16 protein-coding genes are annotated in these 14,817 nt (G+C 59.9%); 8 read left to right on the top strand and 8 right to left on the bottom strand.

What is annotated here, in order from left to right; all coding sequences use genetic code 11:
- Positions 1-10: 10 nt before the first annotated feature.
- Positions 11-520, top strand: a complete 510-nt coding sequence (luxS, locus tag ACB031_RS16300; protein ID WP_005308851.1) for an S-ribosylhomocysteine lyase — start codon at positions 11-13, stop codon at positions 518-520.
- A 61-nt stretch (positions 521-581) separates the two neighbouring features.
- Here luxS and ACB031_RS16295 read toward each other — a convergent pair whose 3' ends face one another.
- Entirely contained in the window at positions 582-1,604 is a 1,023-nt protein-coding gene (locus ACB031_RS16295; RefSeq protein ID WP_024942009.1) for a GGDEF domain-containing protein, read from the bottom strand.
- A gap of 134 nt (positions 1,605-1,738) precedes the next feature.
- Here ACB031_RS16295 and rnr point away from each other — a divergent pair, with 134 nt between their 5' ends.
- Entirely contained in the window at positions 1,739-4,132 is a 2,394-nt protein-coding gene (gene rnr, locus ACB031_RS16290) for a ribonuclease R (protein WP_005308855.1), read from the top strand.
- A 411-nt stretch (positions 4,133-4,543) separates the two neighbouring features.
- Here the strand turns inward: rnr and ACB031_RS16285 are convergent, their stop codons facing one another.
- The 3 genes from ACB031_RS16285 to ACB031_RS16275 all read right to left on the bottom strand — a co-directional run bounded on the left by ACB031_RS16285 (position 4,544) and on the right by ACB031_RS16275 (position 6,564).
- Positions 4,544-4,849, bottom strand: coding sequence for a hypothetical protein (locus ACB031_RS16285; protein WP_371139906.1), 306 nt, complete (start codon positions 4,847-4,849; stop codon positions 4,544-4,546).
- 11 nt (positions 4,850-4,860) lie between these two features.
- Positions 4,861-5,793, bottom strand: a complete 933-nt coding sequence (locus ACB031_RS16280) for a hypothetical protein (protein ID WP_371139905.1) — start codon at positions 5,791-5,793, stop codon at positions 4,861-4,863.
- Between the two features lie 159 nt (positions 5,794-5,952).
- A complete protein-coding gene (locus tag ACB031_RS16275; protein ID WP_371139904.1) occupies positions 5,953-6,564 on the bottom strand; it encodes a helix-turn-helix transcriptional regulator in 612 nt (203 codons plus the stop codon).
- Between the two features lie 303 nt (positions 6,565-6,867).
- On the opposite strand from ACB031_RS16275, the gene ACB031_RS16270 reads away from it, so the two are divergent.
- The 6 genes from ACB031_RS16270 to ACB031_RS16245 all read left to right on the top strand — a co-directional run bounded on the left by ACB031_RS16270 (position 6,868) and on the right by ACB031_RS16245 (position 11,469).
- Positions 6,868-6,999 carry a phage integrase N-terminal SAM-like domain-containing protein gene (locus tag ACB031_RS16270; protein ID WP_371139903.1) on the top strand — a complete coding sequence of 44 codons (132 nt, stop codon included), beginning with the start codon at positions 6,868-6,870 and terminating at the stop codon, positions 6,997-6,999.
- Positions 7,000-7,604: 605 nt separating this feature from the next.
- On the top strand, positions 7,605-8,354 hold the full coding sequence (gene rlmB / locus ACB031_RS16265; protein WP_139396701.1) for a 23S rRNA (guanosine(2251)-2'-O)-methyltransferase RlmB: 750 nt from the start codon (positions 7,605-7,607) through the stop codon (positions 8,352-8,354).
- Positions 8,355-8,364: 10 nt separating this feature from the next.
- Entirely contained in the window at positions 8,365-8,931 is a 567-nt protein-coding gene (locus tag ACB031_RS16260) for a Crp/Fnr family transcriptional regulator (protein WP_211028011.1), read from the top strand.
- 57 nt (positions 8,932-8,988) lie between these two features.
- Positions 8,989-9,438 carry a GNAT family N-acetyltransferase gene (locus ACB031_RS16255; RefSeq protein ID WP_005308863.1) on the top strand — a complete coding sequence of 150 codons (450 nt, stop codon included), beginning with the start codon at positions 8,989-8,991 and terminating at the stop codon, positions 9,436-9,438.
- 218 nt (positions 9,439-9,656) lie between these two features.
- The gene (locus tag ACB031_RS16250) at positions 9,657-10,517 is read left to right on the top strand and encodes a DMT family transporter (protein WP_213344047.1); all 861 of its coding nucleotides are present in this window, start codon (positions 9,657-9,659) and stop codon (positions 10,515-10,517) included.
- A gap of 115 nt (positions 10,518-10,632) precedes the next feature.
- Entirely contained in the window at positions 10,633-11,469 is an 837-nt protein-coding gene (locus tag ACB031_RS16245; protein ID WP_371139902.1) for an EamA family transporter, read from the top strand.
- A 57-nt stretch (positions 11,470-11,526) separates the two neighbouring features.
- Here ACB031_RS16245 and ACB031_RS16240 read toward each other — a convergent pair whose 3' ends face one another.
- From ACB031_RS16240 to ACB031_RS16225, 4 genes are read right to left on the bottom strand one after another with little or no spacing between them, the layout of a single operon-like run.
- A complete protein-coding gene (locus ACB031_RS16240) occupies positions 11,527-12,378 on the bottom strand; it encodes a glycine betaine ABC transporter substrate-binding protein (protein ID WP_371139954.1) in 852 nt (283 codons plus the stop codon).
- Positions 12,379-12,409: 31 nt separating this feature from the next.
- On the bottom strand, positions 12,410-12,859 hold the full coding sequence (locus ACB031_RS16235) for a VOC family protein (RefSeq protein WP_371139901.1): 450 nt from the start codon (positions 12,857-12,859) through the stop codon (positions 12,410-12,412).
- A 43-nt stretch (positions 12,860-12,902) separates the two neighbouring features.
- Positions 12,903-14,078, bottom strand: coding sequence for an MFS transporter (locus ACB031_RS16230; RefSeq protein WP_371139900.1), 1,176 nt, complete (start codon positions 14,076-14,078; stop codon positions 12,903-12,905).
- Between the two features lie 10 nt (positions 14,079-14,088).
- Positions 14,089-14,760 carry an SDR family oxidoreductase gene (locus tag ACB031_RS16225; protein WP_042051411.1) on the bottom strand — a complete coding sequence of 224 codons (672 nt, stop codon included), beginning with the start codon at positions 14,758-14,760 and terminating at the stop codon, positions 14,089-14,091.
- Positions 14,761-14,817 lie beyond the last annotated feature (57 nt).

Genomic DNA, 14,817 nt, shown 5'->3' with positions numbered 1-14,817 from the left:
GGAGTCAGAAATGCCGTTATTGGACAGTTTTACCGTTGACCACACTCGCATGGCCGCGCCGGCGGTACGTGTGGCCAAGACCATGCAGACCCCGAACAAGGACACCATTACCGTGTTCGATCTGCGTTTCTGTGTGCCGAACCAGGAGATCCTCTCCGAGCGTGGCATCCACACCCTCGAGCACCTGTTTGCCGGCTTTATGCGTGACCATCTCAATGGGGATGGGGTTGAGATCATCGACATCTCTCCCATGGGCTGCCGCACCGGCTTCTACATGAGCCTGATCGGTGCGCCGGACGAAGCCCGGGTTGGCGCTGCCTGGCAGGCCGCCATGAGCGACGTGCTGACCGTGCAGGAGCAGGGCAAGATCCCCGAGCTGAACGAATACCAGTGCGGTACCTACAGCATGCACTCGCTGGAAGAGGCCCATGCCATCGCCCGCCACGTGCTGGAGCGCGGCATCGGCGTCAACCGCAATGACGAACTGGCCCTGCCGGAAGAGAAGCTGAAAAGCCTCTGATCCCGGGATGGCAAACATGAAAAAGGCCGGTCAATGACCGGCCTTTTTGCGTTTGGCGAGTTCAGGATGGCAGCGGCATCACCCGGTTGCGGCCCAGCTCCTTGGCCTTGTAGAGCAGCTTGTCGGTGCGCTCGACCAGGCTGTCGCCCGTCTCCTGACCATTGTATTCGCCCACCCCGAACGAGGCGGTGATGTGGTCGATGCGCCGGCCCGACTTGCGATCCAGGATCGACATCTTCTCGATGGCCCGGCGCAGGCTCTCCGCCATCTGGCGGCTCAGCGCCAGGTTGCGCATGGGAAGCAGCAGGGCAAACTCTTCGCCGCCGAGGCGGTAGGCGGTGACGCCCTCCTTGCAGGTCTCCCGCAGTCGCTTGCTGAAGGCGCGCAGCACCTGATCTCCCAGCAGGTGGCCATATTCGTCGTTGAAACTCTTGAAGCGGTCGATATCGGCGAGGATCAGCGAGAAGGGCTGCTTGCTGCGCAGCAGGCTGTCTATCTCCAGATCGAAGGCGCGCCGGTTGAGCAGGCTGGTGAGGGCATCCTCGTTGGCCAGCTTGCGGGTCTCGTTGAGCGCCTCGCGCAGCTCCTTGATCTCCTTCTCGGCGCTGCTGAGCTGGTTGCGAAAGTGCATGGTCGACATGCGCACGTCCCGCGATTCGCGCACCAGATCCCGCAGGATCCCCATGGTGTCCTCCAGGCTCAGCCCCTCGTCATCGATGAGGCTCAGCCGGTCGAAACTCTTGTCGAGCATCTCCTGAAACATGCCGGTATCCGAGATGGCATCCTGCATGGTGTGGCCGAGCTCGTTGGCCATGGCGGCCAGGTTGAGCTTCATCGCCTCCATCTGCTGCTCATCCTGGGCGGCGAGGTGCTGGTGATAGAGACGTTCGCAGGTGGTCAGCGAGCAGGTGCCTTGCAGCTTGATGGCCTGATCGATGGCCTGATTGAGCTCGGGCATGCTGGCCGCCACATAGTTATACCAAAGGGTGTAATTATCCGGCGTGGTGGGGATTTGATACTTGATCATCAGGGGAACCGCCTGCTTGAGATAGGCGGCGGATTGGGCGAACGAATCCTTGCTCATGAGTTCCATGTCTCATCATGACTGCAAACTGTGCATAGTATGACAGAGAGATTGGCCAAAAGGCAGTCGATGGATGCCATTCGCCCCCCCCTCCGATATAATGTCGCCGTTACCACCTACCCTAAGGCCTGCTTATGTCTCAAAAAGATCCTTTCCTCGAACGCGAGGCCGAAAAATACGAGAATCCGATCGCCAGTCGCGAGCTGATCCTCGACCTCATCAAGGGCCATGAAAAGCCCATGTCCCGTGAAGAGTTGGCCAAGGTCCTCAAGCTGACCGAAGAAGAGCCGCTGGAAGCCTTGCGTCGTCGTCTGCGCGCCATGGAGCGCGACGGTCAACTGGTCTTCACCCGCAACCAGTGTTACGCCCTGCCGGATCGCCTGAATCTGGTCAAAGGCTATGTGCTCGGCCACAAGGATGGCTTCGGTTTCCTGCGTCCCGAGGGTGGTGGCCCGGATCTGTTCCTGAACAACCGCGAGATGCAGCGCCTGATGCACGGCGACTACGCCCTGGTGCAGCCCACCGAGATCGACCGCAAGGGTCGCCAGGAGGCGCGTCTGGTGCGTTTGCTCAAGGCCCGCGAGGCGGACATCGTCGGTCGCTATTTCGTCGAGAACGGCGTCGGTTTCGTGGTACCCGACGACAGCCGTATCGGCCAGGATATCATCATCCCGGAAGGGGAGAACAAGGGGGCTCGCCAGAGCCAGGTGGTGGTCGTGCGCATCAACCAGCGCGCCACCGCCCGCTTCAATGCGGTCGGCACCGTGCTGGAAGTGCTGGGTGAGAACATGGCACCCGGCATGGAGATCGAGATTGCCCTGCGTACCCACGGCATCCCGCACACCTGGCCCGAGGAGGTGACCAAAGAGGTTGCTGGTCTCGGCGAACAGGTGCCGGAGAAGGCCAAAGAGGGTCGCATCGACCTGCGTGCCCTGCCGCTGGTCACCATCGACGGGGAAGATGCCCGCGACTTCGATGACGCCGTCTTCTGTGAAGCCAAGCGCGGTGGCGGCTGGCGCCTGTGGGTCGCCATTGCCGACGTCTCAGCCTATGTGAAGCCGGGCACCGCCCTCGACACCGAGGCCTACCAGCGCGGCAACTCCGTCTACTTCCCCGAATTCGTGGTGCCCATGCTGCCGGAGGTGCTCTCCAACGGCCTCTGCTCACTCAACCCACAGGTTGACCGACTCTGCATGGTGTGCGAGATGACCATCTCCGCCGCCGGCCGCATGTCCGGCTACAAGTTCTACGAAGCGGTGATGAACTCCCACGCCCGCATGACCTACACCAAGGTGGCGGCGATCCTGGATGGCGATCCCAAGCTGCGTCAGCAGTACGAGCCGCTGGTGGGTCACATCGAAGAGCTCAACAACCTCTACAAGGCGCTCAAGCATGCCCGCCATCAGCGCGGTGCGGTGGAGTTCGAGAGCGAAGAGACCCGCTTCATCTTCAACGCCCAGCGCAAGATCGACCGCATCGTGCCGCTGGTACGCAACGACGCCCACAAGATCATCGAAGAGTGCATGATCCAGGCGAACGTGGCTGCCGCCCGCTACATCGAGAAGAACGAGGCCGCCGCCCTGTTCCGGGTGCACGACCGCCCGGGCGAAGAGCGCCTCACCGGCTTCCGTGACTTCCTGGCCGAGCTGGGCCTGGAGCTCAAGGGCGGTCTCGAGCCCGAGCCGAAAGACTTTGCCGACCTGGCCGCCAAGTTTGAAGGGCGCCCGGATGCAGAGCTGCTCTCCACCATGCTGCTGCGCTCCATGCGTCAGGCCATCTATCAGGCCGACAACATCGGCCACTTCGGTCTGGCGCTGAAGTCTTATGCGCACTTCACCTCGCCGATCCGCCGCTATCCCGACCTCATCCTGCACCGGGCGATCAAGTATCAGACCGCCAAGGAGCAGCAGGGCAACCTGCGCCACAAGTGGACGCCGAGCGGTGGCTACCACTACCAGCTGGAAGAAGTGGATCCGATGGGCGAGCACTGCTCCATGACCGAGCGCCGTGCCGATGACGCCACCCGCGACGTGGCCGACTGGCTCAAGTGCGAGTACATGCTGGATCACGTGGGTGACGAGTTCGACGGTGTCATCGCCAGCGTCACCGGCTTTGGCTTCTTCGTGCGTCTGGCCGAGATCCACATCGACGGTCTGGTGCACGTCAGCACCCTCACCAACGACTACTACCAGTTCGACCCGTTGCACCAGCAGCTGATCGGCGAGAACTTCCGCCGCCGCTACCGTCTGGGTGACAAGGTGCGGGTCAAGGTGATGGGCGTGAACCTGGACGATCGCAAGATCGACTTCGTGATGGTGGAAGAGCCCCTCAAGATCACCGGCAAGAACGCCAAGCAGGCGGTGCGCAAGATGGCCGAGATCAAGAAGGAGAAGGCCAAGAGCGCCGAGCGCCACGACAAACGCAAAGAGAAAGAGGGCAAGGACCACGGTAAATCAGCCAAGGGCGGCCGTGCCAAACCCAGCAACAGACGACCGAGCAAAAAAGCGCGCGACAAGGCCAAGGGGTAAACCCTCGGCCCATGCTTGGAGCCGGCGACCCGGGCTGAGGTCGTAAGGGGCTGATGGCCCCGGGTTATCTTCGCCAGCGCCCGGGTTATCATTGCAAAAGCCTGAGAGTCTTGAGATGAAAAAAATCCGAACCCTATTAACGGGGTTCGGATTTTTTATGGTCAGCGAAAAGGGGAGGGGCTTAGATTCTGGGCGGGGCTCAGCCAAGCTCTGTACCTATGGCTAGCAGCACACTCCTTGCGCGATAGCCACGCTATTGGCCGCTACGAGGCGCGTGGAAAGGTGGGTGTCCCATGATATTTCCCAATTAAATCCTCCTGATTTATAAAAAACCTAACGTTTAAGGTGAGGGGCGCGGAGCCACGCTTTTGGGCGGAGCGTCCCTCTCGACCGCAATGTTAGCTATTCAGGTCATAAAGCAAAAGCAAGTGCAGCTAACACAGCTTTGAATGCGCTAGCTGCTTTATCAATTGCTTGAGCTGTTTTTGCAAGATCGTTGATTGCATTCTGTGCAGCCTGCTTCGCTTTGTCTAATGCATCTTTGGCTTCTTTGTATTTCACCACCTGCTCCTCCCATTCTTTTCCTTGAGCCTGATGGAGTGCATCAAACATATCTTGCAGTCTATTGCTTAAGTCTGCGCTTGGATTTTTTTCCTTTAATTTCTTCAGTTCAGTTATGTTTTCTGCAATTTCCGAGGATAAAGATTTCGTAGCCATGCTTTTAGCTCCTATTTGCCAGTCAGTACGTTAATGTGGGTTTGCAGTTCTTCTACCTGCTTAGCGAAAGCCTTAATGTCATCAGTAGTGTAGCTGTCATCTTCGATAACCTTCAAAAGCTGGTAGTTCGCCTTAGATAATTTCGATATCAAGCCGTTACCCTGGCCAGATAATGTACTGATTTCAGCTTTTGCTTGCTGCGCAAGAATATAGGAATTGTATGCAAACTCCCTTTCTTGATATGAGTGGTTTTTCTCCTTGAGAACATCGCTTGAAAGTTCACTCACCGCATCCGCACTAGTGCAATAAATGTCTATAACTCCCGTTTTACTTACTACCGTCTTTCGCTTTGACTCTTCAATGCATAACGAATCCTCTACCAAGGTCAGATCATTTCTCAATAATTCCGCAAGATTTCCGATATCTTTATAGTAAGCCTCAATAATTGGCTTTATGTGTTTTTTCTTTTCGTTCTCTACAAACCATGTGCTAGCGATACCTATCACGCCTAAAACTGCGCTCTTCTTGCCATCATCAATTTTGTATGCTGCATCTTGAGTTTGTTTTGCAGCCTCAAACTGCGTCATAAAGTTAGTTGCTGCTTTGGAGATTGCATCGCCTTGGTCATTTGTTGCCAGCTTATTAAGAATGTCTCCATAAGATTGGAGTGCCTTAAGTGTGGCTATTTGAGTAGCTATGCCAGATTCGCTTAATCCACCATCTAGATCGAATGTTTTAGGCGGTGCCTCGTTTCGCATTATCAACCTTCTTCTTTCCAACTCTATAACTTTGTCTCTCGTAGTCTTGAATTGATCTTGTGTTGTCTTTGCCACAGACTCAGTTGCAGTTGCAAATTGCGCCACTTGCTGTTTTTGAATTTGCGTCAAACCACATCCTGATAGCAGTAACGCCATAATCAGGGGGTATACACTTTTTTGAAGCATTTTCTCTCTCCTATAAATCAGCGACAATAAAATTGTAGTGTTTGTGTGTACAGCTAATGCCCACAACAGGGGCCAAACGTAGTGGAGCCAATTTGCGGTAAAGTGAGAAAAGCGAACCGCAAATTGGCGGAGCGTAGTTTAGTCCCTTGCTTGTGATTGTTAGCCCTGTTTTGTAAGGTCTAGTTTAATTATTTTTGGGTTGTCTTCGCGCATCAAGAAGACATTGGCTACTGGCCACTTATCTCCTTTGACACCGGGATACTCTTCATTGGTGCGCAACCCAAAAAAACAAAATCCATTTGCTTCCAATTCTTTGATCATGTTCGTCAAGTGAAATGTAGCCTTGACTTTATCACCAGCCTCTAAATCTGACCAAATGTCTCCCCAGTCCTGAACGGACTGAGCGGCCCAAGCGAGTAATTCAGCCTCTTCTTCAGTTTTTGGATCATCATGGTTGAACCTATATGCATAGGCTCCACCAATGATCTCCGATAGCTTTGTTCCATTATCAATACGAAAATAGAAGCTTTCAGAATCCTGATCTGAAAAGGCCGAACTCTCTTCGTTAAAATCAAGGTCGTTGGCCTTAATTTCAAATGTTGATGCGATAGCCTTTTTTGACTCTAAGGATGCATTCCCATCCTTTTCTATCCGTTGCACCGTTCTCAAGCTCAGGCTTGCCGCCGTTGCCAACTCATCCTGTGACCAGGACTTCTCGGCTCTTAGTTTCTTTATCAGTTCGACGTTAATTTTCATATTCATATCAATCATTTCCTTCTCAGTTATCTGGTAACTGTATTGTCAGGGATGATTGCCTATTCCAGTTACGTCATCTTTACGACATTAATACGACAGAACTACGACAAGGGGCTAACAGTGATTAGATAGAAGGCGGCACTAATCCGATAGCAGAGCCTTCCATATAACTCCGATCTGCCCTGATTTTTGTCATGAAAAAAATCAAATTAAATAAAAACATTACCAATCTACCTCTGATACTTGAATGTATTCGCTTGACCTCCTCTTTTTACTCTATCATTACCACTGTATAAAAAAACAGTTAAGGAGCCAACGATGGAGAGCACCACCAAACCCCGCCTGCGTGAACAGGTCAGGACAGCGATGCGTTTGCATCACTACAGCATCCGTACTGAAAAGTCCTACTGGTACTGGATCCGCAATTTCATACGTTTTAATCAACTGTAAAATTGGGACAGTCACCGTTTTGCTTCACTCGCTTATCCATTCCATCAGGCAAGGCTACCGCCCCTGAGTGTCAGCCCCCAGTCTGCTGCTTTTTACCGGCGATGTTGCACTGGCTTGGCTCATGGGTGACTCCGACGAGGCTGTTGCTAAACGAGTATATTAGCGTGCGATGCAGGAGAGGATCGCGGGAGGTGGTGGTTTTTTGAGCAAGCTCAATAAATTAATCATCTTGAGCCGTGTTGCAGTTGAACATCCACAACGAAAGGGATGATCTCCAAGGGCTGAAATTGGGACAGCTACCGTTTTGAGCGCCGCGTAGCGAGCCCACTTAGTCACTGCCGGGCGGGGTATTGTCCCCCCTGCAATCAGCCGAGAGTAGGGTCAGGTGTGCCATTAAGGATGATGGCGCAGCCGGATCAAGAGGCCTGTCATAGTTTCGGAGCTTGGCCGAGCAGCTCCCTCCTCCCTAGATACCGGTCTCTCTGGTATGATGCGCCATCATTTAGCGACCGGTGACGACGCCAGCATCATGGTGGTCAGGCTGCCGGTAGGGCCATTTTTCTTTGGGGCGCACTGGGTGTGACCCGACACCACGGATCTTGAACATGAGCAGTGAACTGATTTACGGCATCCACGCCGTGGCCGCCCTTCTTGAGCGCGAGCCGGAGCGTTTCATCGAAGTGTGGGCCCTCAAGGGCCGCGACGATGAGCGGCTGCAGCCCCTGCTGGCGGAGCTGGATGCGCTTGGCCTCAAGGTGCAGAGCGTGAACCGCAAGACGCTCGACGACAAGGCGGAGGGCAACAATCACCAGGGCATCATGGCCCGGCTGAAGGAGGCGCCCAAGCTGGCCGAGCACGATCTGGCCAGCCTGCTGGACAAGCTGGCCGAGCAAGAAACCGCCCCCTTCCTGCTGGTGCTGGACGGGGTGACCGATCCGCACAACCTGGGTGCCTGCCTGCGCAGCGCCGATGCGGCCGGGGTGCATGCGGTGATCGTGCCGCGCGACAAGGCCACCGGGCTGACCCCTATCGTGCGCAAGGTCGCCTGTGGCGCCGCCGAAGTGGTGCCGCTTATTCAGGTCACCAACCTGGCTCGCAGCCTGCGCGAGCTGCAGGAGCGTGGCGTCTGGCTGGTCGGCACCGCCGGTGAGGCGGATCACGACCTCTATCAGGCCAAGCTGACCGGCCCCATGGCGCTGGTGATGGGGGCCGAAGGCAAGGGCATGCGTCGCCTCACCCGCGAGCACTGCGACGAGCTGGTGAGCATCCCGATGGCGGGGGCGGTATCCAGCCTCAACGTCTCGGTGGCGACCGGCGTCTGCCTGTTTGAAGCCGTGCGCCAGCGTCGTGCCTGAGGCGAGCTGAATGGACAGACCCCCGTTTTGCCGGGATAGGGTCACGGATGAGCAGGAGGCCACGCGCCTCCTCTCTTTTGCCCGGCCGCTGACCCTGAGCCCCCGTGCCTGCCTCTGGCATGCCGGCGATCGACCCGATCTGCTGGTGATGGTGGAGCAGGGGCTGCTGCGGGCCAAGGTGGTGCTGGCAGATGGCCGCGAGTACATCAAGGAGTTCTACTGGGAGGGGGACGAGTTTCTCGACTTCCACCACCTGCTCAGTGGCGAGCCGGCCCGCTACAGCGTAGAGGCGCTGGAGCCCTGTCGGCTCTTGCTGTTCAATCTGGCCGATCTGCGCACGCTTTCCTGCTGGCCCGCCTGGTATCAGCATCTGCTGGCGGTGCAGCTGCGCATCAAGGAGGAGAAGGAGCTGCTGCTGCTGACCGAGAGCCCGCAGGCCCGCTATCAGCACTTTCTGCGCAGTTTTCCCGCGCTGGAGGCCAGGGTGCCCGATCACCAGATCGCCGCCTATCTCGGCATCACCCCCATCAGCCTGAGCCGCATTCGCAAACGGCTGAAGGATCTTAACAAAGGTTAATGCCGGCCCGCGTGCGGCTGGCTATGCTGCCCTTCTCATCATGAGCAAGGAATCCCCATGAACTGGTCTCTCAAATCTTTCGAACAACTCGACGTCAACGAACTCTATGAACTGCTCACCCTGAGATCCCGGGTCTTCGTGGTGGAGCAGACCTGCGTCTTTCTCGATCTGGACGGTGTCGACAAGCGCCCCGACGTACTGCATCTGCTCGGCTGGCAGGATGGGGCACTGGTGGCCTATGCCAGGCTGATGGCGCCCGGTGTGGCCAAGAGTGAGCAGGTGGTGATCGGCCGGGTGGTGACCGCCCCCGAGGCGAGAGGCGATGGCCTGGGCCACCGTCTGATGCAGCAGGCGCTGCAGGAGTGTGCCCGGCTGTGGCCCGGGGTCAGCATCTATCTGGGGGCTCAGGCGCACCTGCAGGGCTTCTACGGCCGTCACGGCTTCACCGCCGTGGGTGAACCCTATCTGGAAGATGACATTCCCCACATCGGCATGAGCTCCTCTTAATGCCTTTTAGGCATAACAATGAAATTATTATGTCTTGAGGTAGTAAAGAAAACGGGTGCCTGGCGCCATGTTAGTGGGTACCCTCTGAGTGATTAATCGGCAACAGTTGATGGATAGGTTTTAAAAATGGTCTTTTACCCCATTAATACAGAACAAGATTCAGCGATTGAGCCGTTGAGCCATTTTATTTGCGTTCGTCACACGAGCGGTTGTCGCTGATGGAGTTGTTGCGCAAGCGGTTCGCACTGGACCTGCAAACCTTCGCCATCATCACCCTGGTGCTGGGCAATCTGGCCCAGGCCTTCTCCGACGTGCTGGTCAAGCTGATCGGCCCCGGCTTCAGCCCCTTCCAATACATGTTCCTGCGCCAGCTGCTGACCCTGCTGGTGCTGCTGCCCTTCATGCTGCGGGTGCCGCGCCCGGCCTGGGGGCTGGGTGCCTGGAAGTGGCACCTGCTGCGCGGCCACCTCTGCCTGCTCGGCGGCGGTGGCATGATGCTGGCTCTGACCCAGCTGCCGCTGGCCACGGCCAACGCCATCTTCTATGTCTCCCCGCTGCTGACGTTGCCACTGGCAGCCTGGCTGCTCAAGGAGAAGATCCACCCCAGAGTCTGGCTGCTGAGCGGCATGGGGCTGCTCGGGGTTGTGTTCGTGCTGCGGCCGGGGGATTTCCATCTGGCCGGGCTGGGCGCCCTGGTGACCGCTTTCACCCTGGCGCTGTTCAACATCACGGGACGCAAGTTGCCGGCAGGGATCTCGGTGGTGGCGACCCTGTTCTGGGCCAACCTGCTGGCCATGCCGCTGACAGCGGGTCTGGCGGTGGGTCAGTGGCAGCCGGTGGACTGGCGGCTGCTGGTGCTGATCGGCGGCAGCGGCGTCATGCAACTGCTCTATCACGCCAGCTGCTTCTATTCCTATCGCCAGGTGGAGGCCAACCGCATCGCGGCGACCGAGTACTCGGGCCTGATGTTCGTGGTGCTGCTGGGGGTCTGGCTGTTTGGCGAGATCCCGGCGTGGAACCTCTGGGTCGGGGTGAGCTTCATCCTGCTGGCCATTCACTGGCAGCGCCGGTTGCGCTGAGGCCAGGCCGGCAGCAGGCTGCCGGATGAAAAAACAGGCATCTTATGAGGCCGCTCTCTGTCATGGTCGGGCAAACCGGGTATGCTGGGCGGCCTGTTGCTATCGGAACCCTGTCGTGACCCCAACCATCTTTGCCGCCATCCTGCTGGCAGCCCTGCTGCACGCGCTCTGGAATGCGCTGGCCAAGCGCCAGGCCGAGGGGCGGGTCAGCGTCCTGCTGGTCTCCCTCTGCTCCGGTCTGTTTGCTGCCCCCTTTCTCCCCTTGGTGGGCTGGCCGGTGGCGGCCGAATATCCCTGGCTGGCACTCTCCATCCTGCTGCACTGCGGCTACTGCCTGTTTCTCGGTCGGGCCTACCGGCTGGGTGAGTTCGGCCAGATCTACCCGCTGGCCCGGGGCAGTGCCCCGCTGGTGGCCCTGCTGTTCGGTGCCCTGCTGCTGGGGGAAGTGCCGGGGATGGTGGCAGTGACGGGAGCCGTGGTGCTGGTGAGCGGTGTGCTGCTGATAGCGTGGCGCGGCGGCCTGCGGCTGGCACCGGCCGCGCTGCAGGCGGTGCTTGTCACGGCGCTCTTTACCGCCTCCTATACCCTGTCCGATGGGGCAGGGGCCCGCTCGGCCGGCGAGCCGGTGCGTTACACCCTCTGGCTGTTCACCCTCACCGCGCCGATGATGCCGCTGCTGATGCGCTGGCAGAGCCGCACCGCCTGGCGCGAGCTGGGGCCTGCGGCGTGGCGCAGCGGCGCCATCGGTGGCGCCCTGTCGCTGTTGGCCTACGGTATCGTCATCTGGGCCATGACCAAGGCACCCATCGGCCTGGTGGCGGCCCTGCGTGAGAGCAGCGTGTTGTTTGCGGTGCTGCTCTCCTGGGGCTGGCTGGGGGAGACGCTGGGGCGGGTCAGGCTGCTGGCCGCCCTGATTATCCTGGGCGGGATCCTGCTGATCCGCCTCGGCTAGAGGCGTGCCCCTCGGTGCTGACGGCCGCCCCCGACCTGGATGCCGGCGGCGGCGACATCAGGCTGGTTGCTGCAAGGCGGCAATGGCTTCCCGGGCGACCCGGTCGAGGGGCTCGCCGAGCCGGCTGACCCGATAGTCGAGGCGCTCTATCAGCTCGTTGCCAAAGCGCAGCTTGTCCAGCGCTGTGAGGGTGGCGCCGTCCAGTTTGTCCAGGCGATCCTCCCGTATCAGCAGCACGGCCCTGTCGACCCCGCCCAGCAGCCCTCCGGGTTCTTTCAACTCACGGATGGGATGGATGGTGTGCAGGAACTGGGGGCGCCACAGGGGCACTATGGCCCAGCGTTGCTCGGCCACGGCTTGCTCAAAGGCGACCAGACACTGCTCCTGTGTCCCGTTCAGGAAGCGGTAACCCGCCTGCTCGAGCCCGTACACCTTCATGATCTCCCGCGAGAAGCGGCTGATGCCAGCCCCCGGCCCGATCCCCTGGAGCTGCGGGGTCATGCGCCGTCTCACCTCGGGGCGCAGCAGGTCGGCGACCTCGGCCACCTGATCGACGGGAACATACTCAGGGACGCCCCACAGGGCATAGGGCTGGTAGTGCAGCCCCAGCTCACGCACGGCCACCCGCTTCTCGATCTCGGCTTTGTAGATGCCGTGGCTGGCAGGCAGCCAGGCGGAGGCCAGCAGATCGATCTCGCCGCTGGCGAGCCGTTCAAAATTGGCTTCATGGGGGGCGTGGCTGCGGGTGACCCGGTAGCCCCGCTGCTCCAGAACGGCAGTCACCAGGGCCCCGGCCATGCGGTGGAATGAGAGATCCGTGATGCCGAGCCTGAGCTGGGGGCCAGCGCCCTGCTCTGAGGGGGAGCGGGGGCTTGCCAAGGCCCGCCCCGCCACTGCCAGGGTGCCCATGGCAATCGCGCTTTTGATGAAATGTCGTCTGTTACTCATCCCTATCTCCCCCGGTCGGCGGGTTGTCGTGCTGGTCGATGTTCGTCTGGGTGAAGAGCAACTCGACCGGCACCCCGTTGTTATCCCTCAGAAAGAGCTGCAGCTCGTTGCGCTCCGGGATGATCCGGCTGACGAAGGGCACCTCCAGCCGCAGCAGGCGAGCCTGCGTCTCTACAGGATCCGAGGCACTCAGCGAGATGTGATCGATGCAGCCGCTGCCTTGCTCCGTCTCCCGTCTCCCCAGATAGTCGGTCAGTCCCTCGCCCTGGGTGTTGGCAACGATGTGCAGCAGGGGGCGCCCTCCTGCGTAGAGCCAGCAACCCGGAAAAGGAAAGGGGGGCCGCCCCCCTTCCTGCAGGCCGATGGCATCGCGATAAAACGCTATGGTCTGCTCCAGCTGATCCGTGCGAAGCGTGACGTGGTCGATGGCATGTATGGTCATATGGCCTCCTGTCGGCTCGGAATGCGGGTGAAGGGGTCGTCGCCTAGCAGGCCAGGGCCCTTGGCCGCCCTCTTCGCTCCTGGGTCAGGATGAACAGCAGCCCCAGGGCCGGTACCAGCGCCGCGAAGAAGGGGAGGGCCGCCGGTCCCAGCTGACTGTCGACGACGGCGCCACCGATCACTCCGCCCAAGGCGTTGGCGATGTTGAATGCCGAGATGTTGGCGGTGGCCGCCAGCTCCGGGGCCTGCCGGCCATATTTCATCACCCGCATCTGCATGGCGGGCAGATTGGCGAAGGTGGCCACACCAAACAGGAAGGTGGCGATCAGGAAAGGCCATGTGTAGTGCTCCAGCACGCCGACCAGCAGCAGGGCCAGAATGGTCAGCAGTGGCCACACCAGCAGGGAGCGCCGCAGATTGCGGTCGGCGCTGTGCCCGCCGATGTTGTTGCCCAGCACCAGGCCCAGCCCGACGACCACCAGCACGCCTGTGATGGCGGAACGTTCGAAGCCCGCCACCTCTTCTGCCAGCGGCGCTATGTAGCCATAGAGGGTCATGAAGCCGGCCCAGCCCAGTACGGTAAAGAGCAGGCTGGCCAGCAGGTTCCAACTGCGGAAGGCGGCAAGCTGCTGGCTGATGGAGGTGGCGCTCTCCCTGGGTTGGCGCTCGATGACGAGGGCGATGGCCAGCATGGAGAGCAGACCCAGCCCGGCGACCACCAGGAAGGTGGTATGCCAGTCGAAGGCGTTGCCTATCCAGGCACCCGCCGGCACGCCCAGCACGTTGGCCAGGGTCAGGCCCGCAAACATCTGGCCGACGGCGCGGCCCGCCATCTTGTCGCTCACCATGCGGGTGGCGACCACGGCACCTATGCCATAGAAGGGGCCCTGGGTCAGGCCGGCCAGGATGCGGCTCACGATCAGGGTGACGTAGTCGGTGCTGAAGGCCGCGATCAGGTTGGCGACCACAAACAGCACCATCAGTGCCAGCAGGACATGGCGTTTCTCGAAGCGGGCCAGCCAGAGGGTGAGCAGCGGGCCGCCAAAGACGATGGCCAGGGCATAGGCGGTGATGAGGTTGCCCGCCTGGCCCGTGGTGACCCCCAGCGATTCAGCCACCTGGGGCAGGATGCCGGCGATCAGGAACTCTGCGGTGCCGATGGCAAAGGCACTCAGGGTCAGGATCCAGATCCGGGCCGGGAGCGTGTTGGGCTCTTTCATGCTCATCTCCTCAGTTGATCAGGGCGCCACCATCGATATCTATGGTGGCGCCGGTCATGAAGGGGTTGTCGATGGCCAGTAGATAGCCGGCGGCAAGATCTTCGGCGCGGCCGTGCCGACCGGCCGGCAGGCTGGCGGCTGCCCGGCCCAGCATGGCCTCTCGCGCCTCGGGCGCCATGGCGGCGTAGGCCTCGGTATCGGTCAGCCCCGGGCTGACCACGTTGACCCGGATGGGGGCCAGCTCACGGGCGAGCAGCCTGGCGGCGGCCTCGAGCGCGGCATTCATGGTGGTCTTGACCAAGGTGCCGGGCACTGTCTTGCGGGCCAGGAACCCTGTGGTGAGGGTGATGGTGCCGCCGGGGGCCATATACGGGGCAAGGCTGCGAATGACCGCCAGAGTGCCCCAGAACTTGGTGTCGAAGGCCGCCTTGGCCGCCGTGAGATCCAGCTCGAGCAGAGGCCCACCAGGCGCCTGGGAACCGGCGGTGATGACCAGGTGATCCAGCTGGCCCAGATCGGTCAAGAGGTTATCGATTGAGGTCTGGTCCGTGATATCCAGGCCGCTCTTGCGGCTGGCGACGATGACCTGACCGGGGCGCTGGCGCAGGGCATCGGCGACGGCGCGGCCGATACCTGTGTGGCCACCGATGACAAGGGACAGGGTATGTTGATGAAATGCCATGGCAATGTTCCTCTCTGAGACGGCGGGGGATCCGCGCCTGTGTCTGCTGGAGAAGAT

It is taken from the genome of Aeromonas sp. S8(2024), from assembly GCF_041403085.1.
GTDB lineage: Bacteria > Pseudomonadota > Gammaproteobacteria > Enterobacterales > Aeromonadaceae > Aeromonas > Aeromonas dhakensis.
Note: the sequence above shows the minus strand (reverse complement) of the source record. Positions and strands in the feature narration are given on the sequence as shown.